A 26,544-nucleotide genomic window follows, 5' to 3' on the forward strand; every position below is an offset into this window, starting at 1 on the left:
ACGCTCCCTGCTTGTTGTTGGTTCAGACGAACTGGCACGACACCGAGCCGAACGCGCCATAATCGGCATGGAAGGTGTCGCCGCGCCGGATGTCGACGGGCCGCGTGAAAGACCCCGCCAGCACCACCTCGCCGCTCGCGAGATGCTCGTCGTGTGGCGCGAGGCGGTTGACGAGCCAGGCGATGCCGTTGGCGGGGTGGTTGAGCACGCCGGCGGCAAGGCCGGTCTCCTCGACTTCGCCGTTGCGGAACAACAGTGCGCCGATCCAGCGCAGATCCGCATCCATCGGGCGGATCGGCCGGCCGCCGAGCACCAGCGCGGCATTGGCCGCATTGTCCGAGATCGTGTCCATGACCTTGCGCGTCTTGCCCGTCTCGGGATCGACGCGATGCATGCGCGTTTCCAGGATCTCGAGCGCCGGCGTGACGTAGTCGGTGGCATTGAGCACGTCGAAGATGGTGCAATCGGGCCCGCGCAGTGGTGCCTTCAGCACGAAGGCGAGCTCGACCTCGATGCGCGGCGCATGGAAGCGGTCGAACGGGATCGGCGTCGCATCGGCATAGAACATGTCGGCGAACAGCACGCCGTAATCGGGCTCATTGATGCCGACCGCGTTCTGCATCGCCTTCGAGGTCAGGCCGATCTTGTGGCCCTTGATGACGCGGCCGCGGCCGAGCTGGAGCTTGGTCCATGCGCGCTGTATGGCGTAGGCATCCTCGATGCTGAAGTCCGGATATTCTTTCGAGAACATCGGGATCAGCGCCTTGGTGCGCTCGGCCTCGTCGAGGCGCGCGGCCAGGCGTTCGATCGTCGCGGCATCCAGCATGATTTAACTCTCCGCGGCGACGGTGTTGCGCAGCACGCCGATGCGGCTCGATTCGACCTCGACGACGTCGCCGACCTTGAGCCAGCGCGGCGGATCGAAGCGTGCGCCGGCGCCGGTCGGCGTGCCCGTCACGATCATGTCGCCGGGCTTCAGCGTGGCGAAGGTGGAGAGATAGGAGATCAGGAAGTCGAACGGGAACATCAGCCGCTCGGTGGTGTCCTGCTGCCGCACCTCGCCGTTGACGCGGGTGACAATGTCATGCGGCCCGCGGGGGTCGAGCTCGTCCGCGGTAACGATCCACGGCCCGATGCTGCCGGAGCGGTCGAAGTTCTTGCCTTGCGTGACGTTGAACTTGCCATGACGCAGCCAGTCGCGAACCGTGCCCTCGTTGCAGAGCGTCATGCCGAAGATGTGCGCCCACGCCTTCTCGCGCGGGATGTGACGGCCGCCCTGCCCGATCACGATGACGAGCTCGCCTTCGTAGTCGAGCTGGTCGGAGACGTCAGGCTTCTCCAGCGGCTGGCCGGAGCCTGATATCGACGACATGCTGCGCACGAACAGGCTCGGATATTTGGGCAGGTCGGAATTGTCTTTGTATTCGGCGTTGCGCTCGGCGTAGTTGACGCCGATGCACCAGAGCTTTTCCGGGGCGAGCACCGGCGGCAGCAGGACGAGATCTTCCAGCGCGTGATCCGGCTTCTGTCCGGCCGCGGCTTCCTGCGCATCGGCGAGCGCGTTCGCCGCGATCAAGGCCCGCACGTCGGAGAAGTCGCGGCCGATGCGTTTGGTCAGATCGACCACGCCGTCTTCAACGGCCGCGCCATAGCGCGGCTCTCCGTCCAGGAGATAGCTTACGAGTCGCATTGTCGTTTCCTCCAATGATTTTCCGGCGCAGGCCGGCGCGGCTGGCCGCGTGCTCAGTCTTTCGATTTGGGCGTCTGGAACACGGTGTTCAGCGTCACGATCTCGCCGAGGCGGGCGTAGCGTGGCCCGCCGATGCGCGCGATCGGGTCGAGCGCCTTGGTCTCGACCTTGCCGTCGTTGACGAGGCCGTCGCGCAAGTGGAACATCACGACCTCGCCGACAATGAGCCGGCTCTTGGCCTCGCCGAATTCGAGGCACTGACGGAAGCGGCATTCCATCGCAACCGGCGCCGCCGCAAGGCGCGGCACCTTGATGCGCTCGCACGGCACCGTCTCCAGGCCGAGATGCTCGACCTCGCTGATCTCAGGTGGATGCTCGACCGAGCTATCGTGCACCGCCGACATCAGCGGGGTATCGGCGATGTGGATCACATATTCCTCGGTATCGAGGATGTTGTGCGCGGTGTCCTTGTAGTCGGCGCCCTTGCGGCCGACGCTGATGGCGAGCATCGGCGGCTTCTGCGAGACGAAGGTGAAGGCGCTGAACGGGGCGAGATTGAGCACGCCCTTGCTCGAGAGGCTCGTCACCCACGCGATCGGGCGCGGCACCACGATGCCGGTCATCAGGCGATAGATGCGCTCGGCGCCGAGCTCGGTGGGATCGATCCGCATGCGATCAGTCAGCCTTGATGTTGGCCTTGCGCACGACCGGAATCCATTTGGCGTCCTCGCGCTCGAGATAAGCCTTGAACTCCTCCGGCGTTATCGCCGTTGCTTCGCCGCCGAGCTTCTCGAACTTGTCGATCACGCCGGGGTCCTTCAGGATCGCAACCAGCGTCTCGTGCAGCTTGTCCACGATCGGCGCCGGCGTGCCCGCGGGCGCGAACAGGCCGGTAAAGGTCTGGCCGTCAAAATCCTTGTAGCCGAGCTCGGCGAAGGTCGGCACGTCCGGCAGCGACTTCAGGCGATGCGGGCTGGTGACGGCGAGCGGGCGGAACAGGCCGGCCTTGATGTGCTGCAGGCTGACCGTGAGCTGGTCGAATGCGAACTGCACCTGGCCGCCCAAGAGGTCGTTGATGGCCGGCGCGTTGCCGCGGTAGTGCGCGGTGACCCATTGCAGGTCGAGGCTCGACTGCATCAGCTCGCTGAGCAGGTGGTTGGTGGTGCCGGGGCCGGGCGAGGCCATGGTCAGCTTGCCGGGCTCGCGCTTGGCGAGGTCGATGAATTCCTTGAAGGTCGTCGCCTGCACCGAGGGATGCACCTCGAGCACCAGCGGCGTCATCGAGATGGTCGAGATCGGCAAAAAGTCCTTCTTCCAGTTATAGGCCTCGCGCTTGTTGATCTCGGTCGCGAACAGCACCGGGCCGTTGGCGCCGACGAACAGGGTGTAGCCATCGGGCGCTGATTTGGCGAAGGCCTCGCCCGCGATCATGCCGCCGGCGCCGGCCTTGTTCTCGATTATGAAGGGCTGGCCGAGCTTTTCCTGGAGCTTGTCGGCGATGATGCGCGCCGCGCTATCGACATTGCCGCCGGCAGGATAGGGCACGATCAGCTTGACGTTGCGCGCCGGCCATTGCTGGGCCGATGCAGGTCCCGCCAGCATCGCGGCGGCGGCAGCTATGGCAAACCAGATTAATCTCATGTTAACCTCCCGGCGGCGCTTCCAATTTCAGGTCGGTTGCCCTGACGGCAGGGCATCCCGACGGAAGCGCAATCTCCAGATGCGCGCTTTACCTGTCGAGCGAATTGTGGCGTTCTCGTCCATATTATGGACAGAGCAGAATCCACCCGCAGCGCGATGGAACCGCGGCAAGGCGCACAAACGATCCGGCGCGCGCTCGCGGTGCTGCGCATTCTTGCAGCAGGCCGCGAGGACGGCGTGCCGCTGGCCGAAGTCGTGCAGGCGACCGGCCTCACCCGCCCGACCGTGCATCGCATCGTCCACGTGCTGATCGAGGAAGGCATCGTCGAACGGAACGAGAAGAGCGGCCGCTATGCAATCGGCAATCAGGTGCCGGAATTGGCGCTCGCGCGTCCGCGGCCGTCGCGGCTGCTGGTCGCCGCCAATCCGTCGATGCGGCGCGCCTCCGCCGAGATCGGAGACACGCTGTTCCTGACGGTGCGGACCGGCAACGACACGCTGTGCGTCGATCGCAGGATCGGCGTCTATCCGATCCAGGTGCTGTCGATCGAGATCGGCGCGCGCCGGCCGCTCGGCGTCTCCAGCGCAGGCGTTGCCATCCTCGCGGCGATGCCGGCACAGGAGGCACGAAAGATCGTTGCAGCCAACGAGAAGCGGTTCGAGGCCTATCACACCGACGCCGCGACCGTGCTGGGCGAGGTCACGTCGGCGCGCAAGCGCGGCTACTACATGCGAGAGAGCGGCCTCGTGCAGGGCACGAAATCGATCTCGATCTGGATCAAGACGCCGGACGGCCAGCCCGCCGCGGCAATGACGGTCTCGGCCGTCCGGACGAGGCTCGGACCACGGCGCGAGCAGGAGGTGGCGGAGATCTTGCTCCGCGAGGCGCGGATCATCGAGCAGGCGATCGGCTAAAGCGCGATGAGATTTGGATGCATCGTCATCGCGCCTTTAGGTTGTTGTTTACGCATGATCTTTCCGGAAAACCGCTTCGCACTTTTCCGGATCATGCTTTAGCGCTGACGGCGCTCCTTCGCCTCTCCCCGCGTTCGGGGCGAGGGAGCGCACCGCCATCGGCGCTGTCAATGGCTGACTTCACGCTCCGTTTTATGGCACAACGGCCGCCTCGCCGAATGACCAACGAGGCCACGCAATGCCTGCGCCGAAACCGCCTTCCTTCGAGACCCTGAGCCTGCATGCGGGCCAGCATCCGGATCCTGCGACCGGCGCCCGCGCGGTGCCGATCTACCAGACCACGTCCTACGTGTTCCAGGATTCCGACCACGCCGCCGCGCTGTTCAACCTGGAGCGCGCCGGCCACATCTACACGCGCATCTCCAACCCGACCACCGGCGTGCTGGAGGAACGGCTTGCTGCGCTCGAAGGCGGCGTCGGCGCGATCTGCACCGCGAGCGGCATGGCGGCGCTGCATCTGGCCATCGCCACGCTGCTCAATGCCGGCGACCATATCGTGGCGTCGAGCTCGCTCTATGGCGGCACTATCAACCTTTTGGCGCATACGCTGCCGCGCTTCGGCATCACCACGACGTTCGTGAAGCCGCGTGATCTCGGCGCGTTCCGCGCGGCGATCAAGCCGAACACGAAACTCGTGATCGGCGAGACCATCGGCAATCCCGGTCTTGAGGTGCTCGACATTCCCAAGGTCGCGGCCATCGCGCATGAGGCGAAGATCCCGCTCTTGATCGACAATACATTTGCCACGCCCTATCTCAGCCGGCCGATCGAGCTCGGCGCCGACATCGTGATGCATTCGGCGACCAAATGGATCGGCGGCCACGGCATCGCGATCGGCGGCGCGATCGTCGATGGCGGCCGCTTCGATTGGCGCGGCTCGGGCAAGTTCGGCGTGCTGACCGAGCCCTATGGCGGCTATCACGGCATCGTCTTCGACGAGCAGTTCGGCACGGCCGCCTTCATCATGCGCGCCCGCACCGAAGGCCTGCGCGATTTCGGCGCCTGCCTGTCGCCGACCAACGCGTTCCAGCTTTTGCAGGGCGTCGAGACGCTTCCCGTGCGCATGGACCGCCATATGCAGAACACGCATCTCGTGCTGGAGGCGCTGAAATCCAACAAGGCCGTCGACTGGGTGCTGCATCCCTCGCTCGAGGACCACATCGACTACCAGCTCGCAAAACAGCTGCTGCCGCGCGGCGCCGGCTCGATCGTCTCCTTTGGCATCAAGGGCGGGCGGCCTGCGGGCCGCAAGTTCATCGAGTCGCTGCGCATGATCAGCCATCTCGCCAATGTCGGCGACGCCAAGACGCTGGTGATCCACCCGGCCTCGACCACGCATCAGCAGATGGACGCCGAGCAGCTCAAGGCGGCCGGCATCGGCGAGGAGCTGGTGCGGCTGTCGGTCGGCATCGAGACCGCCTCCGACATCATCGACGATCTCGCGCAGGCGCTGCGCATCTCGCAGAAGGTCTGAACCATGAAGCTCTCCGTCAACGGCCTCGAGGTGTTTGTCGCGAACGGCGGCCGCGACTTCGACAAGTCCCTGCCTACCGTGGTTTTCATCCACGGCGCCGGCTTCGACCATTCGACCTGGGCGCTGCACACGCGCTGGTTCGCCCATCACGGCTTTAGCGTGCTGGCGCCTGACCTGCCCGGTCACGGCCGCTCCACCGGCCCTTCGCTCGGCAGCATCGCCGAGATGGCCGACTGGACGGCCGCGCTGCTCGATGCCGCAGGAGCTGCGAAGGCGCACCTGATCGGCCATTCCATGGGCTCGCTGATCTCGCTGGAGACGGCGGCCCGCCACCCCGACAAGGTGTCCGCGCTGAGCCTGATCGGCACCGCCGCGACCATGACGGTCGGGCCCGATCTGCTCAAGGCCGCCGAAGCCAATTCGCAGGATGCCAACGACATGGTCTCGATCTGGGGCCTCGGCTTCAAGGCCGAGCTCGGCGGCAGCCTCGCGCCCGGCCTGTGGATGCATGGCGGCGCGCAGGCGGTGCTCAAGCATTGCGAGCCGGGCGTGCTGTTCAGGGATTTGTCGGCCTGCAATGCTTATGCGAATGCACTTGCGGCTGCCGCGAGCGTGAAGGTGCCGACGACGCTGATCCTCGGCGAGCGGGACATGATGACACCGGCAAAGGCGGGCAAGGCGCTTGCGGCAGCGATCCCGCACGCGAAGACCGTCGTGGTGCCGGGCGCAGGTCACATGATCATGGCCGAACGCCCGGATGAACTGCTGGCGGCGCTGAGGGCCTGATAGGATCAATCTCCCGCGTCGCGCGTTGCGGTCAGACACCCCTGTGACTGAAACGGGATTTTGACCCATGCCAAGACAGGAAATCATCCGCAAAGCGAAGCAGGACAAGCGTGCCGGCAAATCGGCGAGCACGCAGGCCGGCGAGTTCGTCAAGGACGAGATCGACAAGATCAGGAAGGGCAAGCACGGCGCGCGCTCGACCAAGCAGGCCATCGCCATCGGCCTGTCCGAGGCGCGCCGCGCCGGCGTCGACCTGCCGCCGCCGCGCAAAGGGCGCACCAAGAAGTCGACGCGCCGTAGCGCCAAATACGCCTATGAGGTCGGTCAGGGCAAACGCACGGCGAAGCGCCGGCCGAAAGTGTCGCGCGCCGTCGAAGGCGTGTTGAAGAAGGAGCCGCGCTCGACCGCATCGCGCAGCGCGCTGTCGAAGCAGGGCAAGCGCGCCGCAAGCCGGCGCACCGCAGCTTCGCGTTCGGCCGCTGCGCGGAAGGCCAGTCGCACCAAGGGCGCCAAGGCCCGCTCCGCTGCAGCAAAGAAGGCGGCACGCACCCGGTCGCGCCGCCGGAGTTGAACAGTCGCGCGCTGGTATAGGCCGAGGTTGCGCTCTGGCGAGGCCCCTCAGGATGAGGCGGAACCGCCTCCTGCTCAAGAGCTTGGACGAAGACGGCCGCCACGAGCGTCATGGCCGGACTTGTCCCGGCCATCCACACCTGAGATCAGGTAGCGAACAGTTGGGAATTCGCGCGGCGACTCCGCTCGGAGAGCACGGCGCGGGCGGCCCGCTCGGCCTCGCGCGCCGAGCGGAACTGGCGGCCTTCGAGACTGTCGAACAGGCGCTCGGAGGAGAAGAAACGGAAGCCGCGCTCATCGCGGGTGATGATCCCGGCGGCACGATCGTGGATCTCGATGATGTAGGCGTTCGATAGGGTTTGGACACGGCTGCTCGTTCGCCGAAGTTCGGCGTTCCTGTCTTGGGATTTCCGGTGTGCGGTGTTGCTAAGAGACGGTCAGCAACAACAGGCGCCTGTGGCCGCCGAGAAACAGCGCCGCGTCATGCACGCATGCATGTCGCCTCTGTTACGCTGGTGATCGGTTCTCATATCGCGGCTTCAGGCTTGAGGAGCAGTTTCGACGCGTCGAATATCGAGCGGTTGGCACAATTGGTCAATGAAATGGCTATCCATATTTGTCGTGAGCGCGCTCGTGCGCTTCTCCCGCGGCAAGAGCTGGCAGGCGGTTTCATCTCGCGATGAGTTCAACACGGCACGCACGGCCGGCATGGTATGCTTCCGGTGGGCGCAAGAGAAAAATCGGGAGATAACGGCATGGCAAATGATCTGAGGGGGCGCACCGCGCTCGTGACCGGCGGCTCGCGCGGAATCGGCGCGGCCGTCTGTCGTGCGTTGGCCGAAGCTGGTGCGGCCGTGGCGATCAATTGCCGCGAGCAGATCGGACAGGCCGAGCAGCTGGCCGGCGAGATCAGCAGGCAGGGTGGCCGCGCCATCGTCGTTGCCGCCGATGTCTCGCAAAGCGAGGCGGTGGCGAACTTGGTCGAGCACGTCACCGGCGGGCTCGGCCCCATCGACATCCTCGTCAACAATGCCGGCATCGCCATCACGCGCGGCGTCGACGACCTCACCGAGGACGATTTCGACCGCACCATGCTGGTCAATCTGAAATCGGCGTTCCTGTGCACGCAGGCGGTGCTGCCGTCGATGCGTGCGCGGAAATGGGGCCGTATCGTCAACATCTCCTCGGGCGCGGCGCGCGGTGCCGGCTCGATCGGGCCGCACTACAATGCGTCCAAGGCCGGCATGGAGGGCCTCACGCGCGGCTATGCGGCGCGGCTGGTCAAGGAAGGCATCACCGTCAACGCGGTGGCGCCGTCGCTGATCGAGACCGACATGATGAGCGGTCAGCCGCAACTCGTCAGCCGCATCCCGCTCGGCCGTTTCGGCACGGCGGACGAGGTGGCGAAAGCCGTGATGCTGCTGGTCGACAACGCCTACATGACCGGACAGACCATCGCGCTGAGCGGCGGGATGGCGTTCAACTAGGGTGTGCACACCCCGTATGGCCGGGCTTTGTCCCGGCCATCCACGCCTTACAGGTGGCACGAAGAAACTGGATGCCCGGGACAAGCTCGGGCATGACGATCATTAGAGCCGCAGGGTGGGCAAAGCGGAGCGTGGCCAAGTTCTGTCGCGATGTTGGACAGGTGGTGGGCACGGCGCAAGTGCGCCTTTGCCCACCCTACGATTCCGCAAGAGCGGGGCGAGGGAGACGAGAGAGCGGAGATCACCACATCGTCGCGGCCGCGCGCGTCGGCCAGATGCGGTCGTACTCTTCGCCGCCGACCTTGTTCTCGCTCATCTCGGCGAGGATCTGGCCCGGCGTCGGCAGCGTCCTGGGATCGACGCGCTTGTCGGGATTCCAGAGGTCGGAGCGGACGATGGCGCGGGCGCACTGGAAGTAGATCTCGTCCACCGCCATCACCATGACGCTGCGCGGCGCCTTGCCGTCGACCTTGAATGAATCGAGCAGGCCAGGATCGATCGAGAGATGGGCGCGGCCATTGGCGCGGACCGCGTTGCCGGAGCCGGGAATCAGGAACATCAGCGACACGCGCGGATCGCGCACAATGTTGCGCAGTGAATCGACCCGGTTGTTGCCGCGCCGGTCCGGCAGCATCAGCGTCTTCGGATCGTGGATGCGGACGAACCCGGGCAGATCGCCGCGCGGCGAGCAGTCGATGCCCTCGGGGCCGATGGTCGCGAGCGCCGCGAACGGCGCCTTCTCGATGAAGATGCGGTAGAGCGGAGTGACGTGGTCGGCGACTTTCACGGTCGAGGCGTCGTTGGTGGTGCCGTAGATGGCCTCTAGCTCCTCGACCGTATTGATCACGGTCATTCCACTCTCTCCTTGTTTTGCCGGCCGCTACTCGCGCCAGCCTTCGTTCCTGATCACCCGCACGAGCTGGCGGCTGTGGTAGTCCGCGCTGCCGGCGTTGAGGATGGTGACGTCCGCATTCGCCGACGCGTCGTCGACGCTGCGCGACAGGCGCGCCGCGATGTTGCCGTCGCTGTGACGCGCCCGCGCGGCGAGCCGCTGCGCCAGCACGTCCGGCGGGGCGGTGATCGCGACCACCACGACGTTCGCATAGGTCTTGCGGAGCGCGCCGATCACCGTGCGCGAGACGTTGACGACGACGGCGCGGCCGGCGCGGATGTCGTCGTTGATTTCGAGCGGCAGGGCGTAGCAATGCCCGTGCGCCTCCCAGTGCAGGGCGAAATCGCCGTGGTCGAGCGCGCGGCGGAATTCATCGGAGCTCATCGCGATGTTGTCCTCAGCCGCTGAGGATTCGCGCGTCACGACGCGGCGCGGGAAGACGATGTCGTGATCCTCGACGCAGGCTGCTTGCGCGAGCCGCAACAGCGTATCCTTGCCCGCACCGCTCGGTCCGACCACAAGCACGAGCCGCCCCGGGCCAATCGCGCCCGTCTCATCCTGCGCTATGGCCATCGTCTCGCTCATGCGACGCGGCGTCCTTCGCGCCAGACGCTGCGGACGACGGGAACGTCGCCTGCAACATGCACGCGGATCAGATCGGCGCGCTTGCCGGTCGCGACCTCGCCGCGGTCGGTGAGGCCGACCGCCTCGGCCGGCGCCTTGGTCACGGTGCGAACCGCGGCCGGCAGGCTGATCGCCGGCACATGCTCGGGCAATTGCAGCGCGGCCATCAGGAGGCTCGACGGGATGTAGTCCGACGACAGGATGTCGAGCAGGCCTTCGCGGGCGAGGTCGACGGCGGCGATGTTGCCGGAATGCGAGCCGCCGCGCACCACGTTCGGCGCGCCCATCAGGATGTCGATTCCGGCCTGGTGCAGGCCGCGCGCGGCCTCCAGCGTGGTCGGGAATTCCGCGACCGACACGCGATCGCGCACGGCGTCCGCGACGTTCTCCTCGGTGGTGTCGTCGTGGCTCGCGAGCGGAATGTTGTACTCGTGTGCCAACGCCACGATCTCGCGCATGTTGGCCGAGGCATAAAGCCTCTGATATTCGAAGCGCTTTGCGAACAGCTCGTCGAGCTCGGCATCGGTCTTGCCGCCGCCCTTGCCGCGGTAATAGTCGCGCAGCTTGACCTCGTCGCGGAACTGGCGCTGGCCCGGCGTATGATCCATCAGCGACATCAGCTTGACGTCGGGACGGTCGATCAGCTCCTTGGCCTCCTCGACCACGCTCGGCATCGGGATCTCGCAGCGCAGATGAAGGAAGTGGTCGGCGCGCAGCAGATTGGCATTGCGCGCGGTCGTGATCGCGGCAGCGAGCACGCCGGCACGGCCGTCGACCTCCTCGGCGCCGTCCTCGCGCCAGACCCGGAGCGAGTCGAACACGGTGGTGATGCCTGAGGTCGCGAGCTGGCCGTCATAGGAGATGACGGCGGCGACCGGATTCCAGAATACCTTTGGCCGTGGCACGTAATGCGCTTCGAGGTGGTCGGTGTGGAGCTCGATCAGGCCGGGCATGATGAGGTCGCCGCCGGCGTCTTCTGCGTCCGCGGGCGCGGTCCCATCGCCAATCTCCGCAATGCGTCCGTCGGCAAGGGCGAGCCAGCCCTGCTCGATCACCCGGTCAGCCAGCACGATCCTGGCGTTGGCGATCAACGATTCCTTCGACTTCATTTCCATTCCCTTCAGGCCGCGGCGGCAAAGCTGGTGACGTCGACGATGCGGTCGGCGATCAGATGGCGGATTTCATCGTCATGGACAATGGCGACCATGGCGACGCCCTCGCGCTTCTTCTCGGCGACCAGCTCGACCACGACGGCGCGGTTGGCGGCATCGAGCGAGGCGGTCGGCTCGTCCAGTAGCAGGATCGGCAGATCCGAGATGAAGCCGCGCGCGATGTTGACGCGCTGCTGCTCGCCGCCGGAGAAAGTCGCAGGCGGCAGCTGCCAGAGTCTTGCGGGGATGTTGAGCCGATGCAGTAATTCGCCGGCACGGGCCTGCGCGTCGGCCCGGCTCATGCCGTTCACGATCAGCGGCTCGGCGACGACGTCGATGGTGGCGACGCGCGGCACGGCGCGCAGGAATTGGCTGACATAGCCGATGGTACAGCGGCGGATGTTCAGGACCTGCCGCGGTTCGGCAGTGGCGAGATCGACCACCACGCCGCGATGGCGGATGCCGATGCGGCCGCTATCGCAGCGGTAGTTGCCGAAAATCATCTTCAGGATCGACGATTTGCCGGCACCCGATGGCCCCGACAGCACGACGCATTCCCCCGGGGCGACCTGGAAGCTCACGCCGCGCACGACCGGCAATTCGATGCCGCCTTGCAGATGCATCGTGAAGGTCTTACCGGCGTCGGTGATGTCGATCATCGCGGTCATCGGAGAACTCATGTTGGAAGCTTATGGCGGCAGAATCGAGGAGACGAGGAGCTGGGTGTAAGGCTCGCGGGGATCATCGAGCACCTGGTCGGTGAGGCCGGTCTCGATGACGCGGCCGCCCTTCATCACCATCACGCGGTGTGACAACAGGCGCGCGACCGCGAGATCGTGGGTGACGATGATGACAGCAAGGTGCAGCTCGGCGACGAGGCTGCGCAAGAGGTCGAGCAGGCGCGCCTGCACGGAGACATCGAGGCCGCCGGTCGGCTCGTCCATGAACACCAGCCGCGGCTCGGTGACGAGGTTGCGCGCGATCTGGAGGCGCTGGCGCATGCCGCCGGAATAGGTACGCGGCGCATCATCGATGCGCGCGGTGTCGATCTCGACGCGGGTGAGCCAGTCCGACGCAGTGTTGCGGATGCGGCCATAGTGGTTCCAGCCCACCGCCATCAGCCGCTCGCCGACATTGGCGCCGGCCGAGACCGCCATGCGCAGGCCCTGCGCTGGATCCTGGTGCACATAGCCCCAATCGGTGCGGAACAGGAAGCGGCGCTCGGCCTCACCCAGCGTCTTGAGGTCGCGGGTGATACCATCGCGCATCCGATACGACACCCGGCCGGCGGTCGGCGCGAGCTGGCCCGACAGCATCTGCAGCAGCGTCGATTTGCCCGAGCCGGACTCGCCGACGATCGCCAGCACCTCGCCGGGATAGAGCGCGAACGACACGTCGCGGCACGCTGCGATGCGGCCATAGGACTTGCCGAGGGATTCCGCCACCAGCAGCGGCTGGTCGTCTTCAAGCGTGTCGAGATCAGCCATGTGAACTCCCCTGCGCCTTCTCCTTGTACGGCGCGGCGCTGAGGCTGCCGTGATGGCCAGCGGCCTGGCGGCCCTCGCAATAGTCGGTGTCGGAGCAGACGAACATCCGGCCGCCCTTGTCGTCGGTGACGATCTCGTCGAGATAGGAATTTTCGGCGCCGCACAGCGCGCAGGGCGCGTTGAAGCGGTACGGTTCGAACGGGTGATCCTCGAAATCGAGCGACACCACCCGGGTGTAAGGCGGAATCGCGTAGATGCGCTTCTCGCGGCCGGCGCCGAACAGCTGCAGCGCCGCGCAATTGTCCATCTTGGGATTGTCGAATTTCGGCGTCGGCGACGGATCCATCACATAGCGCGCATTGACCTTCACCGGATAGGCATAGGCGGTCGCGATGTGGCCGAAGCGGGCGATGTCCTCGTAGAGCTTGACGTGCATCAGGCCGTATTCGGCGAGCGCATGCATGCGCCGCGTCTCGGTCTCGCGCGGCTCGAGGAAGCGTAAGGGTTCCGGGATCGGCACCTGATACACCAGCACCTGGTTCGCGCGCAGCGTCGTCTCCGGAATGCGGTGACGGGTCTGGATCACCGTTGCCTCGTCCGTCGCGGTCGTCGTGGCAACGCCCGCGGTCTTGGCGAAGAATTTGCGGATTGAGATCGCGTTGGTAGTGTCGTCGGAGCCCTGGTCGATCACCTTGAGCACGTCTTGGGGACCGAGGATCGCGGCCGTCACCTGCACGCCGCCGGTGCCCCAGCCATAGGGCATGGGCATCTCGCGGCTGGCGAACGGCACCTGATAGCCGGGGATCGCGATCGCCTTGAGGATCGCGCGGCGGATCATCCGCTTGGTCTGCTCGTCGAGATAGGCGAAATTGTAGGCGGGCGCGTTCATTCCGCGGCCTCCTTCATGGCATCGGGGGCGTTGGCGTCGGCAAACGCTCTGGAAAATTCTTGGCGAAGCTTGCGCAAGAGCCCGAGCTCGGACTGGAAGTCGACGTAGTGCGGCAGCTTCAGATGCTCGACGAAGCCGGTCGCCTGGACGTTGTCCGAATGCGACATCACGAATTCTTCATCTTGCGCGGGGGCCAGGGCCTCTTCACCCAGCTCGCGGGCGCGCAGCGCGCGGTCGACCAGCGCCATCGACATGGTCTTGCGCTCGCTCTGGCCGAAGGCGAGACCGTAGCCGCGGGTGAAGCACGGGGCTTCGGTCGCCGAGCCCTTGAACTGGTTGACCATCTGGCACTCGGTGAGCTCGATGGAGCCGAGCGGCACCGCGAAGCCGACCTCCTCGGCGAAGAATTCGACCTCGACCTCGCCGAAGCGGATCTCGCCGGCGAAGGGATGGTTGCGGCCATAGCCGCGCTGGGTCGAGTAGCCCATCGCGAGCAGGAAGCCTTCGTCACCGCGCGCGAGGTTTTGCAGACGCAAATCGCGATCCGCCGGAAAGTTCAGCGGCTCGCGGGTGAGATCGCCGACGCTGGCGCCTTCTTCGGCCTGCGGCGAGGATTCGATCAATCCGTCGCGGCCGAGAATGTCGGTCACCCGCGGCGTTGCCGCGCTCGAGGCTTCGGCCGTCGCGGGCGGCTCCGGCACGAAGCCTTCGGCAAGCGCAGGATCGAGCAGGCGATGCGTATAATCGAAAGTCGGACCTAAGATCTGGCCGCCGGGGATATCCTTGAAGGTCGAGGACACCCGCCGCTGCACGCGCATCGCGCCGGTGTCGACCGGCTCGCTGACACCGAAGCGCGGCAGGGTGGCGCGGAAGGCGCGAACCAGGAAGATCGCCTCGATCAAATCGCCGCGCGCCTGCTTGATCGCGAGCGCCGCGAGTTCGCGGTCATAGAGCGAGCCCTCGCTCATGACGCGGTCGACGGCAAGGCCGAGCTGCTCCGAGATCTGGTCGAGAGTGACCTCCGGAACGCTTTGATCGCCGCGCCTGGCATTGGCGAGCAGGCGATGGGCGTTCTCGATGGCGCGTTCGCCGCCTTTGACTGCGACATACATGCTTCAGCTTCCCTTGTTCGCGACGCGCGTCGTGCGCGGGATCGCAACCACGGCATCATCGGCGACCAGCACCACGTCGATGCCGCGCGGAAACAGCGTCTCGTTGAACTTCAGACGGTCGAATAAATCGGTCGGCTTGATCGAGGCCTGGAGCGTCGCGACGCCGTCGATACCGGGGCCGCGCAGCTCGAAGGCGCGGCCGGAATCGAGGCTCTCGACCTGGATGATCACCGTGGTCGAACGATCCGGATATTCATTGGTGCCGAGCGCGAAGCGCTCCAGCGCCGGCAGCAGGACGCCATCGCCGATCAGCGCGAAGCTCGCAATCGAGTTATCCTGGATCACCGGCGCACCGGTGTGGAACTTCAGCCACTTCGTCACGTCGGAGCTTTCCGCCAACCGCGCATCGAGCCAGAGCGGCGTGTCGTGATCGAACAGCGTGAGCGCGATCGCGGCCGTGCCGCGCATCATCATGCCCGGCGCGCCCGCCATCGGCACGATGCGCTGGACCGAGCCCGGCCGCGCCATCGCATCCATCACCGAGCGAAAGGTCGATTGGGCCGACAACACCTTGTCGGCGAACCCCGGCGGCAATTCCGCAATCGTGGTCATGGTCTCACCCCTCACCGCGCACCATGGTGTAGAAATCAACCTTCGTCGCGGCGGTCTCTTCCGCCACCTGCCTGCGCTCGACCATAAGCTGCTCGCGCAACGGCGCGATTACGTCGCGCTCGACGGCGGCGGCGAAATCGCGCGACTGCATCAGCGCATCGCACAACGCGATCAGCCGCGCCTTGCCGCCGTCGCGTCCGAGCGTGTAGCCGAAGCCGACCTCGCCGCTCGCAAGCCGCACCGCGGCACGCGACACCGTGGCTTCGCCGAGATTGAACGGCGCGCCGTCGCCGCCGACGCGCCCGCGCAGCATCACGAGGCCGTTCTCCGGCGCGCGCAGATCCCGATGATCGGGCAACGCGATAGCGCGGAGGCGGGCGGCGATCTCGCCCGCCTCCGCATGCGCCAGCACGGCCATCGCGGCCTGGCGCTGGGCTTGCTGGTTGTTGTGCTGGGTCACCTGATCCACCGAACTTTTCGACACAACTTGCCGAATCTAAGTTGTCTATGATAATAGACAACTTGATACGGAAGCGCCATGACTGTTTCGTGACAAACGTGTGATTTCTGGAGTAGGCTTTCCGGCGACATGAGTATGCAGGACACCGCCTCCTCAGGCGTCGCGCTGTGGCGCCTCGTCGCCGACGGCATCGAACGCGGCATTGCCGACGGCCGCTTTGCGGCCGGCGACAAATTGCCGGGCGAGATGGAGATCGCCGAAACCTATCGCGTGAACCGCCACACCGTGCGGCGCGCGCTCGCGGCGCTCGCCGAGCGCGGCCTCGTGCGCGCCGAACGCGGCAGCGGCACCTATGTCGAGGCGCAGAAGCTCGCTTATCCCTTGCGCTCGCGCACGCGCTTCTCCGAGATCGTCGGCGCCGAGGGCCGCGAACCGCATGGGCGGCTGATCGAGGCGACAGATGACGTGGCGACGCGCGAGCTGGCGCGGGAACTCGGCCTCAAGGCCGGCGCGCCCCTGGTGAGGATCGAGGCGATCCGGCTTGCCGACCGCACGCCGATCTGCGTCTCCACCACCTGGCTGTCAGCGGAACTGTTCCCCGGCGCCGGCGAGGTGTTCGCCGAGACGCGCTCGATGACGAAGCTGCTCGAGCATTTCGGCGTGCGCGACTATCGCCGCGGCGCGACGCGCATCACCGCGGGTATCGTCGATGCCACCGACGCCGCGCGGCTCGACCTGCCGCTGGGCCGGCCGATCCTGGTGGTGGATGCCACCGACCATGATCTCGGCGGCAAGCCGCTGGTGACCAAGCACTCGCGGTTTGCGGCCGAGCGGGTGGAGTTTCTGGTGGAGTCGTAGCGACTGTCTCCGCAAAACCGGAGCCGTAGGGTGGGCAAAGGCGCGACAGCGCCGTGCCCACCATCTTTGCAAGATTCGCGAGAAGTGGTGGGCACGCTTCGCTTTGCCCACCTACGGCACCTGTGCTTAGGCGACCGCCCTACGCCCGATAATGGCAAACCGAAGCTTGCCCGAGATGAAATCGATCGCGGAGACGGCGACGAGGATCATCAGGATCAGGAACGACACCTTCTGCCATTCCAACACGCGGATCTGCTCGGCGAGCTGGAGGCCGATGCCGCCGGCGCCGACGATGCCGATGATGGTGGCCGAGCGGGTGTTGGATTCGATGAAGTAGAGCACCTGCCCTGCGATCACAGGCAGCACCTGCGGCAACAGACCAAAACGGATCTCGTGCAGCGCGCTGCCGCCGGAGGCACGGATGCCTTCGACCTGCTTCTGGTCGGCGCCTTCGATCGCCTCCGAAAACAGTTTTCCGAACGCGCCGAAATCCGACACGGCGATGGCGAGCACGCCGGCGAACGGGCCGAGTCCGACCACGTTGATCCATACCAGCGCCCAGATCAGCGTATCGACGCCGCGGATCGAATCGAGGAAGCGGCGTACGGGAAAGCGCAGGATCCGCGAGGGGATGACGTTGCGCGCGGCGAACAGGCTGACCGGCAGCGCGAACAATGCGGCGAGCGTGGTGCCGAGCAGCGCGATCGAGAGCGTCTCGCCGAGCGCCTTCAGGTAGGCCGGCAGCGAGGAGCCGGGATCCGGCGGGATCATCATCAGGCTGATCCAGCCGAGCTGGCTGAGGCCGGCGAAGAACCGCGAGGGCGAGAAATCGAGATCGACGAGGCCGTAGATGAGGATCGCGAACGCCGCAACGATCATCGCCGGCATCGCGAGCCGCGTCGATGCCGGCCGGTCGAACATTTCGGGGTAGCGCGCTCGCATCTCGCGCGTATCGACCTCCTGCGGCGTCACGTCCGCGCCTCCTTGCCGAACAGGCGGCCGCGCAGCCAGCCGGTGGTGATGTCGATGATGAAGACGGTGATGATGATGAACAGGAGGATCGCGCTGACGTCGGAGTAGTAGAACTTGCGGATGGCGACCACGAGCTCCTGCCCGATGCCGCCGGCACCGACGAACCCCATCACCGAGGCCTCGCGGACATTGATCTCGAAACGCAGCAGCGCGTAGCTGGCATAGCCGGCCGTGACCTGCGGCAGGATGGCAAAGCGCATGCAGGCGAGCCAGCCCGCGCCGGTCGAGCGGATGCCTTCGACCGGCTTCATGTCGGCATTCTCAACGATCTCGGAAAACAGCTTGCCGAGCGCGCCGGTGGAGTGGATCGCAATCGCGAGCACGCCGGCCATCGGCCCGAGCCCGAAGGCGATCACGAAAACTAGCGCGAACACGATGCCGGGCACAGTGCGCGCGAATTCGAGCAGACGGCGGACCACGAAGCGCAGCCAAGACGACGGCGAGGTGTTTTCGGCAGCGAAGAAGTTCAGGGCAAAGGCGAAAGTCGCGCCGGTCAGCGTGCCGACATAGGAGATCAGCAGGGTCTCGCCCAGCATCTTCAGCCATTTACGCCAGCCCCAGAGCCACTCGCCGAAATCGGTCCAGACCCGCTGGCCGTTGTCGAGCGTGAGGATGCGGTCGAAATAGCTGACGAAGTTGCCGAAATAGGTGAACAGCGTGCGCAGATTCACCTCGGCGCCGATGCCGGCGAGAACCAGCGCCGCGGCGAAGATCACGACTCCGAACAGAAGGCGGATCCGCTTGCGCGCGACCGCCTGGCGATAGGCGGCGTTGAGCGCGGCCAGCTGCTGCTCGGGGAGGATCGAAACCGCGACGGTCATCGGATCAGGAACGGTGATCGGTCAAAAAAGAAAGAGCCGGGTCCGTCGACCCGGCTCAAGTAGCTCGTCCCGAAAGCTCAGGACGCCTTCTTCTTACGCAGCGCATCGACGAACTTGATCAGCTCGATCGTGCCATCCCAGTCCTTGGTGGTGGCGGGATGAAACCCCTTCTTCTGGCCGTCCGACAGGCGCTCGAACGCGGCCTTGTCCTTGGCCGGCGCGTCGAAGAACGCCTTGGCGATCGCGGCCTTGGCATCTTCCGGCAGGTCCGAGTTGTAGGCATAGGGGCCGTTGATGATCGGCGCCGACTTGTGGATGATGCGGAAATCATCCTTCTTCATCGCCGAGCCGTCGGCGTTCTTCAGCATGCCCTTGGTCAGCATCTGCGCCAGCGTGGAGTCGTCGTCGCTGGTCCACTGATTGGCGGCGACGTCGACCGTGCCCTGCGCCAGCGCCAGCATGGCATTCTCATGGCTGCCGGTGAAGACGACCTTGCTGAAATAGCTGTCGGCGTCTGCGATACCCATCTTGTCGAGCTCGAAACGCGGCACGTTGTTGCCGGAAGTCGAGTTCGGGTCGACGAGGCCGAGATTCCTGCCCTTGAGGTCGTCGACCTTCTTGTAGGGGCTGCTCGCCTTGACGAAGAACACCGAGTAGTAGCCGGTCGAGCCGTCGGCGTTGATGTCGTTGGCGAAGGCGTCGGTCTTGACGCCGGTGAGGCGAGCGCGGGCGAACGAGGCCGAGCCGTAGCTCGCGATATGGATGTTGCCGGCGCGCTGGCCTTCGATCACGGCCGCGTAGTCGTTGGCGATGCGCAGCGTGACCTTCACGCCGAGCTGCTTCGAGAGATATTCCACGAACGGGGTCCAGCGCTCGGTGACGCCGGAGGCGTTCTCCGCCGGAACGACCGCAAAGGTCAGCTCGGGATATTTGGCTTTCCAGTCTTCGGCGGAGGCCGACGAGGCGAAAGCGAGCGCGGCAGCGCCGGCAAGAACTAATCTGCGAGTGATCATGATACCCTCTTGATCGTTGGAATCGGTTGACGCGAAACTGGCAAACTCAACAGGTGGCGCGGCTCAGGCGGCCGCGGCAGTTCCAAGCGCCGGAACGCCCTCGGGCGCAGGGACAGGGGTGCCGCCCATGACGTCGGCGGCTTCGAGATCGTAGAGCTCGCGCGCAACGTGGTCGGTCAGCGCCGACGGCGCGCCATCGAACACCACGCGGCCCGCTGCCATGCCGATCAGGCGATCGCAGTAGGTGCGCGCCAGATCGAGCGAATGCAGGTTGCAGAGCACGGTGATGCCGAAGTGCTTGTTGATGCGCAAAAGCGCATCCATCACGATCTTGGTGTTGCGCGGGTCGAGCGAGGCGATCGGCTCGTCGGCGAGGATGATGTCGGGCTGCTGCACCAGGGCGCGGGCGATGGCGACGCGCTGCTGCTGACCGCCGGAGAGCTGGTCGGCGCGCTGGGCGGCGAGCGAGGCAATGTCGAACTGCTCGAGCGCGGACATCGCCAGCGCCTTGTCCTGCTCGGGCCAGATCTGCGAGAGCGAGCGCCAGGCCGGAATGGTGGCGAGGCGCCCCATCAAGACATTGGTCAGCACATCGAGCCGGCCGACCAGGTTGAACTGCTGGAAGATCATGGCCGAACGCGCCCGCCACTGCCGCAGCTCCTTGCCGCGCAACGCGGAAACGTCCAGACCGTCGAACAGGATGCGGCCCTGCGTCGGCGTGACGAGACGGTTGATGGTCCGCAGCAGGGTCGATTTGCCGGCGCCGGAGCGCCCGATCACGCCGACGAAGCCGCCGGGGGAAATTTGAAACGAAGCGTCGTCCACCGCGGCTTTTGCGCCGAAGCGGCACGTCAGGCCTTCAACCACCAGCATGCAGGGCTCCAGAGTAGCTGGAGCCCACCGCTAACGCCGGCGCTTGACACTTGTGTGACACGCGCAGTGCGGTGCGGCGATCCTACACAGCTCGTCCCCTGTCATCGCTTCGTCATGACATCGTCATCAAGCCGCTCGAAGAGGAGTGCCCGCCCTCGCATTACGGACGTAACATGGCCGGTCAGAAGCTTTCGGTTCAACCGACCATCGATCCGTCCGCAAAGCTGCATGAAACCAGGCTCGGCGCCTATACAGAGGTCGGTGCGCGCACCATCCTGCATGAAGTGGCGATTGGCGATTACTCCTATGTCGTGAACGACGCCCAGATCACCTACACGACGATCGGGAAGTTCTGCTCGATCGCGGCGATGACGCGGATCAATCCGGGCAATCATCCGATGCATCGCGCCGCGCAAGCGCACTTCACCTATCGTTCCAGCGCCTATTTCGAAGGCGAGAGCGACGACATCGAGTTCTTCGACTGGCGGCGCCAGCATCACGTCCATATCGGCCATGACGTCTGGATCGGCCATGGCGCCATCGTGCTGCCAGGGCGCAACATCGGCACCGGCGCGGTGATCGCGGCCGGCGCTATTGTCAGCAAGGACGTGCCGGCCTACACCATCGTCGCCGGCAATCCTGCGCGCATCGTGCGGCGGCGATTCTCGGAAGAAATCGCCGGACGGCTCGCAAAGCTGGCGTGGTGGGATTGGGATCACGACAAATTGCGTGAGGCGCTGCCCAATTTCCGCAAACTCGGGATTGAAGATTTCCTCGCGACATACGAAGCACGGTCGAATTCCACAACCAGCAAACGAAGCGCGGTCGCGTGACAGACATCTTCCTTGAGGGCGGCCGGGCCCTGATCGGCACCGAGCTCGTCGAGACGTCCCTTCTCGTGTCTGGAACTGATATCGCCGAGGTCGATGCCTCGCGCGGCCGGGCGCGGCTTTCGATCGATGCGCGCGATCTCCTGGTGCTGCCCGGCATCGTCGACCTGCATGGCGATGCCTTCGAGCGGCAGATGATGCCGCGCGCCGGCGTCGACTTCCCGATCGACGTCGCGCTCGCCGACAGCGATCGCCAGGCGATCAGCAACGGCATTACCACGGTGTTCCACGCCACCACCTGCTCGTGGGAGCCGGGCCTTCGCAGCGCCGACAATGCCCGCGGCCTGATGGAGGCGATCGAGCGCCAGCGTCCGCAATTCGCCGCCGACACCCGCTTCCACCTCAGGCACGAGACCTACAATCTCGACGCCGAGGCCGAGATGACCCAGTGGCTCGCCGAGGGCCGCATCGACCTGTTCGCCTTCAACGATCACATGGACGGCGTCGTTGCCGACATCTCCAATCCGCGCAAGCGCAACCGCATGGTCGAGCGGACTGGCCTGTCGAGCGAGGCGTTCGACCGTCTGGTCGGACACGTGATGTCACGCAAGGCTGAGGTGCCGGCTTCCGTCTCGCGGCTGGCCGCCGCGGCCCGTGCCGCCGAAGTGCGGATGCTCTCGCATGACGACGCAACGCCGGCGATGCGCCAGGAGTTTCGCGAGCTGGGCGCTGACATCGCGGAGTTTCCGATCAACGAGGAGACCGCGCGCGCCGCGGCAAGCCACGGCGATGCCATCGTCTACGGCGCGCCGAACGTCGTGCGCGGCGGCAGCCACACCGGCTGGACCAAGGCGTCCGACATGATCGCCAAGGGGCTCTGCTCGGTGCTGGCGTCGGACTATTACTATCCCGCGCAGCTGCTCGCTGCGTTCCGTCTCGCCGCCGATGGCGTGTTGCCGTTGACCGAGGCCTGGAGCCTCGTTTCGGCGGGACCTGCGCGTGCAACCGGCCTCACCGATCGCGGCGTGCTTGCAGAAGGCCGCCGCGCCGACATCATCCTCGTCGACGACACCGTGCCGCTGCGGCCGCGGCTGATCGCGGTGATCTCTGGCGGCAAGCTCGTGCATCTCACCGATGCGACACGGCTGCTCGCAGCGGCGGCGACGCCGCGCGGGGCTGTCGTTGCGGCATAAACCGGTTATGTTCGGGCAATGACAGGTTTCCCTCGCTACGCGATCTATTTTGCTGCAGGCAGAGACAACGCACTGTCCCGCTTCGGGGCCGAGCTGCTCGGCTACGATGCCTATGCCGGCGACGAGCTGCCGTTTCCGGCGGATGCATTGCGCATCGCGCCGGACTGGCGCGACATCACCAGCGATCCCCGCAAATACGGCTTTCATGCCACGCTGAAGGCGCCGATGGCGCTCTCGCCCGGCAAGACTGAAGCCGATCTCATGGCTGCCTGTGTGGCCTTCGCCGGTAAGCCGCGGCCGATCCCGGCGATCCGCCCGATCGTCGATTCCATCAGCGGCTTCATCGCGGTCATTCCGGCCGAGCCGGTGGACGCGCTCCAAGAGCTTGCGGCTGATTGCGTTCGCAAGTTCGATTCCTTCCGCCCCGGCCTGACCGCGCAAGACCGCGCGCGTCGGAAGCCGGAGAAGCTGAGCGAGCGCCAGCGCGATTATCTCGACCGCTGGGGCTACCCCTACGTGATGGAGGAGTTCCGCTTCCACATGACGCTGACGGGGCGGCTGGATGCGGAACGGCGCGGGCCGATCCTGCAGATGCTGCGGGAGCGGTTTGCGGCGCTGAAGCTCGATACGCTGACCGTCGATCGCATCGCGCTGTTCAAGCAGGATGATGTCAAGGCGCGCTTTCGCATCATCGGCGAGTGGGCTTTGGCGCGCTAAAGCGCGATCTTTCCGGAAAACCGCTGCGCACTTTTCCGGATCACGGTCCGAACCTCAGCGTCAGCTCGCAAGGTTGAGGGCGAGCGCAACCGCGCCGACCAGAACAAGGCTGATGGCCCAGACTGCATCCAGATTGAACCAGCTTCGCGAGACGAACTTTAGTCCCAGATAGCGGTAGACCAGCCAAGCCAGACACCCGCCCGCACTGACCATGGCGGTCACGTGAACCAGCGACACCAGTACCGCCATCCCGAGACTTGCCTTCATCAGCGCGCCCGCTGCCTGGTGGCCTGCATCGAGCTCGAAGGCCTGGCAGAGCCCGAGATAGATCGGCACGAGCATCAAGGCGGCGCCGTGAGCAATGGCGACGGCAAATGACCAGAGGCCCAATTGCGTCGGCGGAATTCGTGCCAGCGCGCGGGGATGGCGCCGCGCCGTCAGCTGATAGACGCCGAAGCCGATGACGAGAAGGCCCGCGACCAGCTGGATCGGGCGCTGCCACGCGGCCAGTACGAGCAGGAACGCGAACGGCAGGAGCACGAGGAGTGTTGCGAGGAGATGCCCGGCCGACAGCGCCCATAACGCGCGAAAGAGCGCGCGTGGGCTCTTGTCCATGAGCCCGGCCGAAACCGCGAGCGGCCATCCCATTGCCGGATTGACTCCGTGGTAGAGACCGCTCGCAACAAGAGCGAGCCAGAGCCAGAGTGCCGGGCTCGCGTGCCCCCAATCTAGACCGACGGGTAACAAAAGGAGTCCGTCGAACAATCGCCGCCCTCGAGCCTGATCTGGTGCGCACGATATCCGTCGGGGAAGCTCACGAAATAGTTCTTGTCGAGCTCGAGGCCGCCATTGCGACCGACATTGGCCATGACTTCCACGCCCGGAACCCCGTCGGGATAGAACTGGTCGTCCCAGGTGGAATAGAGCGAATTGGTCCAGTACACGCGCCTGCCGTCGCGACTGATCTCGACCATCTGCGGACCCGCGGCAAATGCCTTGCCGTTCGGATGGGGCGTGCGGCGCGCGATGCCTCCGATGTGGACGGACCCCGCAAGCTTCGGTTTGCGCGGATCACTGACGTCGTACTGGCGCATTTCTCCGGTGCCCCAGCACGAGACATAGAGAAACCGGTCGTCCATCGACAGATCGATGTCCGTCACCAGCGGCGGTACCGCGCCAAATCCCTGCAGCAGCGGCGGCAGCTTCTCCTTGGGCGCTGGTTCGGGAGGGATCGTCGCCGTCTTTTCGGCATGGAATTTCCCGCCGTCGCGCCACCAGGTCCAGATCGATGCTTCGAGATTGGTGGTGTCGACCACCACGCCGACGAAGCCGTACTCGCGAACCGGATCGTGCGCCGGCCGTACCTCCAGCGCCATCTGATGATTGGCGCCGAGATCGATGGTCTGGACGTTGCGACGGGCGCGAAGGTCCCAGAAATGGAGACGATGGCCGTATTTGTTCGCAAGCAGGTCTTCCGGGACGATCCCGTTCTCGAACTGCGGCGGCAACGCCCATTCGCTCGTCACCATGTAATCGCGCGGCAGATTCCACCAGAAATCATAATGCAGCGTCTGCGCGCCGCGGTCGATCTCCCATCGCCCGAGGACCTCGAACGTCTCGCAATCCATGATGAAGACGCCTGGAGGTCCGTTGGTGCCGTCCTTGCCGCCACCGCCCAGCGTGCTCACATAGATGCCGTCCGGCCCGCAATGGATCGTATGCGGCCGCGAGTAGCCGGTCTTCCTGAAGACCTCCTCCGGTTCGATGATCTTGTGGATCTTGGCCTGGGTCGGATCTGGCTTGGTATCGATGATGTAGATTCGCGACGAGCGCAGCCCGGGGATGATGAGATAGCGCCGCTCGATGAAGGCGTGTCCGGTGAGCGGCGAAAGAGCGGAGGAGCAGGCATTCCAGCCGAAATGATGAAACTCATCGCCCTTGTTGGGCATCGTCACGGTGTGAACGATCTGGCTGTAGGTCGGCGATCCCGGCTTGACGTCGATGACCGCGAGCGCATCCGGCCTTGAGAAATCCGGACTGAGCAGCAGCGTGTAGGCAAAGTTCTCCGCTGGTGCTTCCATCGCAAGCTTGGGCGATGCGTGAAAGGTCGGGTCCGGCCTCATCGTCATGGCACTGCCTCCCTGTTCTGTCGGTTCGCGCCAACCTGGCTCGGGATAGCGGCATAATGAAGAACAGTTCCGCGACGTCTTGCGTCCCGCGGGCTTGGTCGGCGAGCGTACAATATGCCATTGCCGCGCCGCGGGGAACGGCCGGAGCCGCGCCAATTCGACGCCTTCAGCCGAAATCGGCAGGTGACATGAGGCGAGCGCGCACCTCACCCACAGTGTCGTCCCGAAGGCCGGGACGACACTGAATGTTTGGCCCTATTTGCCCCACCGCAGCGCCAGGGCATCGCGCTCCTTGGCGAGCTCCAGCAGGCCCGCGCGTGTCGCCGGATGCAGCGGCTGCAAGGGATGGCGCACCGTCTCAGATTTGATCACGCCGCCGGCCTGCATCATCGCCTTGCAGGCGATCAGGCCGCATTGACGGTTCTCGTAGTTGATCAGCGGCAGCCAGCGCTCATAGGCAGCTTTCGCCTTTTCGCGGTCGCCGGCGAAATAGGGATCGATGATCTGGCGGATCCCGTCCGGATACCCGCCGCCCGTCATCGCGCCGGTCGCGCCCGCATCGAGATCGGCGAGCAGCGTGATTGCCTCCTCGCCGTCCCACGGTCCCTCAATGTCCTTCCCGCCCGTCTCGATCAGGCTGCGCAGCTTTGAAGCAGCGCCCGGCACCTCGATCTTGAAATAGCGGATGTTGGAGAATTCGCGCGACAGCCGGGCCAGCAGCTCGACCGACAGCGGCGTGCCCGCGACCGGCGCGTCCTGGATCATGATCGGAATATTGATCGCACCGGAGAGCACCCTGAAGAATTCGACGATGCCCTTCTCGGGCACGCGGAACGTCGCGCCATGATAGGGCGGCATCACCATCACCATGGCGGCGCCGGCCGCTTCCGCCTGCTTGCTGCGCGCGGCGCAGACGGCGGAGCTGAAATGCGTGGTGGTGACGATGACGGGAACCCGGCCGGCGACATGCTCCAGCACGGCGTGCATCACCGTCTCGCGCTCGGCGTCGGTGAGCACGAACTGCTCGGAGAAATTGGCGAGGATGCAGATGCCGTGCGAGCCGGCATCGATCATGAAATCTATGCAGCGACGCTGGCCCTCGAGATCGAGCTCGCCGCGCTCGTCGAAGATGGTGGGTGCGACCGGGAATACGCCGCGATAGGGGCGCTGGACCTTGTGTGGCGTGACCGGCATCGAACTCTCCATCCCTGATGTGTCTTGCGTCTGC

At 65.5% G+C, this 26,544-nt stretch carries 31 protein-coding genes; 10 read left to right on the forward strand and 21 right to left on the reverse strand.

The genetic code is table 11. From position 1 onward, the window contains the following. Positions 1-22: 22 nt before the first annotated feature. From hpaH to AC5V87_RS37085, 4 genes are read right to left on the reverse strand one after another with little or no spacing between them, the layout of a single operon-like run. Entirely contained in the window at positions 23-826 is an 804-nt protein-coding gene (hpaH, locus tag AC5V87_RS37070; RefSeq protein ID WP_495369407.1) for a 2-oxo-hept-4-ene-1,7-dioate hydratase, read from the reverse strand. Positions 827-829: 3 nt separating this feature from the next. Next, complete coding sequence (locus AC5V87_RS37075; RefSeq protein ID WP_456842209.1) at positions 830-1,690, reverse strand: fumarylacetoacetate hydrolase family protein; 861 nt, start codon at positions 1,688-1,690, stop codon at positions 830-832. 53 nt (positions 1,691-1,743) lie between these two features. Further along, complete coding sequence (locus tag AC5V87_RS37080) at positions 1,744-2,361, reverse strand: flavin reductase family protein (protein ID WP_283083537.1); 618 nt, start codon at positions 2,359-2,361, stop codon at positions 1,744-1,746. Positions 2,362-2,365: 4 nt separating this feature from the next. After that, positions 2,366-3,331 carry a Bug family tripartite tricarboxylate transporter substrate binding protein gene (locus AC5V87_RS37085; RefSeq protein ID WP_495369408.1) on the reverse strand — a complete coding sequence of 322 codons (966 nt, stop codon included), beginning with the start codon at positions 3,329-3,331 and terminating at the stop codon, positions 2,366-2,368. Positions 3,332-3,457: 126 nt separating this feature from the next. Between AC5V87_RS37085 and AC5V87_RS37090 the strand changes: the two genes are divergently transcribed. The 4 genes from AC5V87_RS37090 to AC5V87_RS37105 all read left to right on the forward strand — a co-directional run bounded on the left by AC5V87_RS37090 (position 3,458) and on the right by AC5V87_RS37105 (position 7,137). Continuing rightward, entirely contained in the window at positions 3,458-4,246 is a 789-nt protein-coding gene (locus tag AC5V87_RS37090; protein ID WP_495369409.1) for an IclR family transcriptional regulator, read from the forward strand. 238 nt (positions 4,247-4,484) lie between these two features. Continuing rightward, positions 4,485-5,780 carry an O-acetylhomoserine aminocarboxypropyltransferase gene (locus AC5V87_RS37095; RefSeq protein ID WP_495369410.1) on the forward strand — a complete coding sequence of 432 codons (1,296 nt, stop codon included), beginning with the start codon at positions 4,485-4,487 and terminating at the stop codon, positions 5,778-5,780. A gap of 3 nt (positions 5,781-5,783) precedes the next feature. Next, on the forward strand, positions 5,784-6,566 hold the full coding sequence (locus AC5V87_RS37100) for an alpha/beta fold hydrolase (RefSeq protein ID WP_495369411.1): 783 nt from the start codon (positions 5,784-5,786) through the stop codon (positions 6,564-6,566). A 67-nt stretch (positions 6,567-6,633) separates the two neighbouring features. Beyond that, complete coding sequence (locus AC5V87_RS37105) at positions 6,634-7,137, forward strand: DUF6496 domain-containing protein (RefSeq protein ID WP_495369412.1); 504 nt, start codon at positions 6,634-6,636, stop codon at positions 7,135-7,137. A 145-nt stretch (positions 7,138-7,282) separates the two neighbouring features. Here the strand turns inward: AC5V87_RS37105 and AC5V87_RS37110 are convergent, their stop codons facing one another. Further along, a complete protein-coding gene (locus AC5V87_RS37110) occupies positions 7,283-7,477 on the reverse strand; it encodes a hypothetical protein (RefSeq protein ID WP_495372006.1) in 195 nt (64 codons plus the stop codon). Positions 7,478-7,733: 256 nt separating this feature from the next. On the opposite strand from AC5V87_RS37110, the gene AC5V87_RS37115 reads away from it, so the two are divergent. Together AC5V87_RS37115 and AC5V87_RS37120 are read left to right on the forward strand one after the other, a co-directional pair. Further along, on the forward strand, positions 7,734-7,907 hold the full coding sequence (locus AC5V87_RS37115; RefSeq protein WP_495369413.1) for a hypothetical protein: 174 nt from the start codon (positions 7,734-7,736) through the stop codon (positions 7,905-7,907). Next, positions 7,892-8,623 carry an SDR family NAD(P)-dependent oxidoreductase gene (locus tag AC5V87_RS37120; RefSeq protein WP_495369414.1) on the forward strand — a complete coding sequence of 244 codons (732 nt, stop codon included), beginning with the start codon at positions 7,892-7,894 and terminating at the stop codon, positions 8,621-8,623. The genes AC5V87_RS37115 and AC5V87_RS37120 overlap by 16 nt, the downstream gene beginning before the upstream one ends. 241 nt (positions 8,624-8,864) lie before the next feature. Here AC5V87_RS37120 and AC5V87_RS37125 read toward each other — a convergent pair whose 3' ends face one another. Genes AC5V87_RS37125 through phnG form a run of 9 tightly spaced genes read right to left on the reverse strand, consistent with a single transcriptional unit; the run spans position 8,865 to position 15,859 of the window. Next, on the reverse strand, positions 8,865-9,476 hold the full coding sequence (locus AC5V87_RS37125; RefSeq protein WP_495369415.1) for a pyridoxamine 5'-phosphate oxidase family protein: 612 nt from the start codon (positions 9,474-9,476) through the stop codon (positions 8,865-8,867). 27 nt (positions 9,477-9,503) lie between these two features. Further along, positions 9,504-10,100: a phosphonate metabolism protein/1,5-bisphosphokinase (PRPP-forming) PhnN gene (phnN, locus tag AC5V87_RS37130; protein ID WP_495369416.1), complete on the reverse strand. Its 597-nt coding sequence runs from the start codon at positions 10,098-10,100 to the stop codon at positions 9,504-9,506. Beyond that, complete coding sequence (locus AC5V87_RS37135) at positions 10,097-11,254, reverse strand: alpha-D-ribose 1-methylphosphonate 5-triphosphate diphosphatase (protein WP_495369417.1); 1,158 nt, start codon at positions 11,252-11,254, stop codon at positions 10,097-10,099. Before AC5V87_RS37135 ends, phnN begins: the two co-directional genes overlap by 4 nt. A gap of 5 nt (positions 11,255-11,259) precedes the next feature. After that, positions 11,260-11,958, reverse strand: coding sequence for a phosphonate C-P lyase system protein PhnL (phnL, locus tag AC5V87_RS37140; protein WP_495369418.1), 699 nt, complete (start codon positions 11,956-11,958; stop codon positions 11,260-11,262). A 21-nt stretch (positions 11,959-11,979) separates the two neighbouring features. Continuing rightward, positions 11,980-12,777, reverse strand: a complete 798-nt coding sequence (gene phnK / locus AC5V87_RS37145; protein ID WP_495369419.1) for a phosphonate C-P lyase system protein PhnK — start codon at positions 12,775-12,777, stop codon at positions 11,980-11,982. Beyond that, complete coding sequence (locus AC5V87_RS37150; protein WP_456842196.1) at positions 12,770-13,666, reverse strand: alpha-D-ribose 1-methylphosphonate 5-phosphate C-P-lyase PhnJ; 897 nt, start codon at positions 13,664-13,666, stop codon at positions 12,770-12,772. Before AC5V87_RS37150 ends, phnK begins: the two co-directional genes overlap by 8 nt. Then, entirely contained in the window at positions 13,663-14,778 is a 1,116-nt protein-coding gene (locus AC5V87_RS37155; RefSeq protein WP_495369420.1) for a carbon-phosphorus lyase complex subunit, read from the reverse strand. The genes AC5V87_RS37150 and AC5V87_RS37155 overlap by 4 nt, the downstream gene beginning before the upstream one ends. Before the next feature lie 3 nt (positions 14,779-14,781). Beyond that, entirely contained in the window at positions 14,782-15,390 is a 609-nt protein-coding gene (gene phnH / locus AC5V87_RS37160; protein WP_456842194.1) for a phosphonate C-P lyase system protein PhnH, read from the reverse strand. 4 nt (positions 15,391-15,394) lie between these two features. Further along, the gene (gene phnG, locus AC5V87_RS37165) at positions 15,395-15,859 is read right to left on the reverse strand and encodes a phosphonate C-P lyase system protein PhnG (protein WP_495369421.1); all 465 of its coding nucleotides are present in this window, start codon (positions 15,857-15,859) and stop codon (positions 15,395-15,397) included. A 120-nt stretch (positions 15,860-15,979) separates the two neighbouring features. Between phnG and phnF the strand changes: the two genes are divergently transcribed. Next, positions 15,980-16,708 (forward strand): phosphonate metabolism transcriptional regulator PhnF, encoded by a 729-nt coding sequence (gene phnF, locus AC5V87_RS37170; protein ID WP_456842192.1) that lies wholly within the window; start codon positions 15,980-15,982, stop codon positions 16,706-16,708. 126 nt (positions 16,709-16,834) lie between these two features. On the opposite strand, the gene phnE (AC5V87_RS37175) is transcribed toward phnF, so the two are convergent. The 4 genes from phnE (AC5V87_RS37175) to phnC form a co-directional block, all read right to left on the reverse strand. Beyond that, on the reverse strand, positions 16,835-17,629 hold the full coding sequence (gene phnE, locus AC5V87_RS37175) for a phosphonate ABC transporter, permease protein PhnE (protein WP_495372007.1): 795 nt from the start codon (positions 17,627-17,629) through the stop codon (positions 16,835-16,837). 47 nt (positions 17,630-17,676) lie between these two features. Continuing rightward, the gene (gene phnE, locus AC5V87_RS37180) at positions 17,677-18,561 is read right to left on the reverse strand and encodes a phosphonate ABC transporter, permease protein PhnE (protein ID WP_495369422.1); all 885 of its coding nucleotides are present in this window, start codon (positions 18,559-18,561) and stop codon (positions 17,677-17,679) included. Positions 18,562-18,638: 77 nt separating this feature from the next. Further along, the gene (phnD, locus tag AC5V87_RS37185; RefSeq protein WP_495369423.1) at positions 18,639-19,574 is read right to left on the reverse strand and encodes a phosphonate ABC transporter substrate-binding protein; all 936 of its coding nucleotides are present in this window, start codon (positions 19,572-19,574) and stop codon (positions 18,639-18,641) included. Positions 19,575-19,637: 63 nt separating this feature from the next. Continuing rightward, positions 19,638-20,447 carry a phosphonate ABC transporter ATP-binding protein gene (gene phnC, locus AC5V87_RS37190; RefSeq protein ID WP_456842189.1) on the reverse strand — a complete coding sequence of 270 codons (810 nt, stop codon included), beginning with the start codon at positions 20,445-20,447 and terminating at the stop codon, positions 19,638-19,640. Positions 20,448-20,620: 173 nt separating this feature from the next. On the opposite strand from phnC, the gene AC5V87_RS37195 reads away from it, so the two are divergent. The 3 genes from AC5V87_RS37195 to AC5V87_RS37205 are packed head-to-tail and all read left to right on the forward strand — an operon-like array spanning position 20,621 to position 23,187. After that, positions 20,621-21,280, forward strand: coding sequence for an LbetaH domain-containing protein (locus AC5V87_RS37195; RefSeq protein ID WP_495369424.1), 660 nt, complete (start codon positions 20,621-20,623; stop codon positions 21,278-21,280). Next, on the forward strand, positions 21,277-22,470 hold the full coding sequence (locus tag AC5V87_RS37200) for an alpha-D-ribose 1-methylphosphonate 5-triphosphate diphosphatase (RefSeq protein WP_495369425.1): 1,194 nt from the start codon (positions 21,277-21,279) through the stop codon (positions 22,468-22,470). The genes AC5V87_RS37195 and AC5V87_RS37200 overlap by 4 nt, the downstream gene beginning before the upstream one ends. Before the next feature lie 18 nt (positions 22,471-22,488). Further along, a complete protein-coding gene (locus AC5V87_RS37205; protein WP_495369426.1) occupies positions 22,489-23,187 on the forward strand; it encodes a DUF1045 domain-containing protein in 699 nt (232 codons plus the stop codon). A gap of 60 nt (positions 23,188-23,247) precedes the next feature. Here AC5V87_RS37205 and AC5V87_RS37210 read toward each other — a convergent pair whose 3' ends face one another. The 3 genes from AC5V87_RS37210 to AC5V87_RS37220 all read right to left on the reverse strand — a co-directional run bounded on the left by AC5V87_RS37210 (position 23,248) and on the right by AC5V87_RS37220 (position 26,510). Then, positions 23,248-23,835 carry a hypothetical protein gene (locus AC5V87_RS37210; RefSeq protein ID WP_495369427.1) on the reverse strand — a complete coding sequence of 196 codons (588 nt, stop codon included), beginning with the start codon at positions 23,833-23,835 and terminating at the stop codon, positions 23,248-23,250. 80 nt (positions 23,836-23,915) lie between these two features. Continuing rightward, positions 23,916-25,316 (reverse strand): selenium-binding protein SBP56-related protein, encoded by a 1,401-nt coding sequence (locus AC5V87_RS37215; protein ID WP_495369428.1) that lies wholly within the window; start codon positions 25,314-25,316, stop codon positions 23,916-23,918. Positions 25,317-25,571: 255 nt separating this feature from the next. Next, positions 25,572-26,510: a dihydrodipicolinate synthase family protein gene (locus AC5V87_RS37220; RefSeq protein ID WP_495369429.1), complete on the reverse strand. Its 939-nt coding sequence runs from the start codon at positions 26,508-26,510 to the stop codon at positions 25,572-25,574. Positions 26,511-26,544: the final 34 nt, after the last annotated feature.

The sequence above is a fragment of the Bradyrhizobium sp. SOJA106 genome (assembly GCF_059448745.1).

Coding starts and splice junctions, on each gene's coding strand:
- AC5V87_RS37210 (WP_495369427.1), bottom strand. CDS start 23,835: ATGGGATGGCCGCTCGCGGTTTCGGCCGGGCTCATGGACAAGAGCCCA.
- phnN (WP_495369416.1), bottom strand. CDS start 10,100: ATGAGCGAGACGATGGCCATAGCGCAGGATGAGACGGGCGCGATTGGC.
- AC5V87_RS37095 (WP_495369410.1), top strand. CDS start 4,485: ATGCCTGCGCCGAAACCGCCTTCCTTCGAGACCCTGAGCCTGCATGCG.
- AC5V87_RS37100 (WP_495369411.1), top strand. CDS start 5,784: ATGAAGCTCTCCGTCAACGGCCTCGAGGTGTTTGTCGCGAACGGCGGC.
- AC5V87_RS37125 (WP_495369415.1), bottom strand. CDS start 9,476: ATGACCGTGATCAATACGGTCGAGGAGCTAGAGGCCATCTACGGCACC.
- AC5V87_RS37215 (WP_495369428.1), bottom strand. CDS start 25,316: ATGACGATGAGGCCGGACCCGACCTTTCACGCATCGCCCAAGCTTGCG.
- AC5V87_RS37205 (WP_495369426.1), top strand. CDS start 22,489: ATGACAGGTTTCCCTCGCTACGCGATCTATTTTGCTGCAGGCAGAGAC.
- phnC (WP_456842189.1), bottom strand. CDS start 20,447: ATGCTGGTGGTTGAAGGCCTGACGTGCCGCTTCGGCGCAAAAGCCGCG.
- phnL (WP_495369418.1), bottom strand. CDS start 11,958: ATGACCGCGATGATCGACATCACCGACGCCGGTAAGACCTTCACGATG.
- AC5V87_RS37120 (WP_495369414.1), top strand. CDS start 7,892: ATGGCAAATGATCTGAGGGGGCGCACCGCGCTCGTGACCGGCGGCTCG.
- AC5V87_RS37075 (WP_456842209.1), bottom strand. CDS start 1,690: ATGCGACTCGTAAGCTATCTCCTGGACGGAGAGCCGCGCTATGGCGCG.
- AC5V87_RS37135 (WP_495369417.1), bottom strand. CDS start 11,254: ATGGAAATGAAGTCGAAGGAATCGTTGATCGCCAACGCCAGGATCGTG.
- phnH (WP_456842194.1), bottom strand. CDS start 15,390: ATGACCACGATTGCGGAATTGCCGCCGGGGTTCGCCGACAAGGTGTTG.
- phnF (WP_456842192.1), top strand. CDS start 15,980: ATGAGTATGCAGGACACCGCCTCCTCAGGCGTCGCGCTGTGGCGCCTC.
- AC5V87_RS37090 (WP_495369409.1), top strand. CDS start 3,458: ATGGACAGAGCAGAATCCACCCGCAGCGCGATGGAACCGCGGCAAGGC.
- phnE (WP_495369422.1), bottom strand. CDS start 18,561: ATGACCGTCGCGGTTTCGATCCTCCCCGAGCAGCAGCTGGCCGCGCTC.
- phnE (WP_495372007.1), bottom strand. CDS start 17,629: ATGTTCGACCGGCCGGCATCGACGCGGCTCGCGATGCCGGCGATGATC.
- phnD (WP_495369423.1), bottom strand. CDS start 19,574: ATGATCACTCGCAGATTAGTTCTTGCCGGCGCTGCCGCGCTCGCTTTC.
- AC5V87_RS37080 (WP_283083537.1), bottom strand. CDS start 2,361: ATGCGGATCGATCCCACCGAGCTCGGCGCCGAGCGCATCTATCGCCTG.
- AC5V87_RS37115 (WP_495369413.1), top strand. CDS start 7,734: ATGAAATGGCTATCCATATTTGTCGTGAGCGCGCTCGTGCGCTTCTCC.
- hpaH (WP_495369407.1), bottom strand. CDS start 826: ATGCTGGATGCCGCGACGATCGAACGCCTGGCCGCGCGCCTCGACGAG.
- phnK (WP_495369419.1), bottom strand. CDS start 12,777: ATGGCTGATCTCGACACGCTTGAAGACGACCAGCCGCTGCTGGTGGCG.
- AC5V87_RS37085 (WP_495369408.1), bottom strand. CDS start 3,331: ATGAGATTAATCTGGTTTGCCATAGCTGCCGCCGCCGCGATGCTGGCG.
- AC5V87_RS37195 (WP_495369424.1), top strand. CDS start 20,621: ATGGCCGGTCAGAAGCTTTCGGTTCAACCGACCATCGATCCGTCCGCA.
- AC5V87_RS37220 (WP_495369429.1), bottom strand. CDS start 26,510: ATGCCGGTCACGCCACACAAGGTCCAGCGCCCCTATCGCGGCGTATTC.
- AC5V87_RS37105 (WP_495369412.1), top strand. CDS start 6,634: ATGCCAAGACAGGAAATCATCCGCAAAGCGAAGCAGGACAAGCGTGCC.
- AC5V87_RS37150 (WP_456842196.1), bottom strand. CDS start 13,666: ATGAACGCGCCCGCCTACAATTTCGCCTATCTCGACGAGCAGACCAAG.
- AC5V87_RS37155 (WP_495369420.1), bottom strand. CDS start 14,778: ATGTATGTCGCAGTCAAAGGCGGCGAACGCGCCATCGAGAACGCCCAT.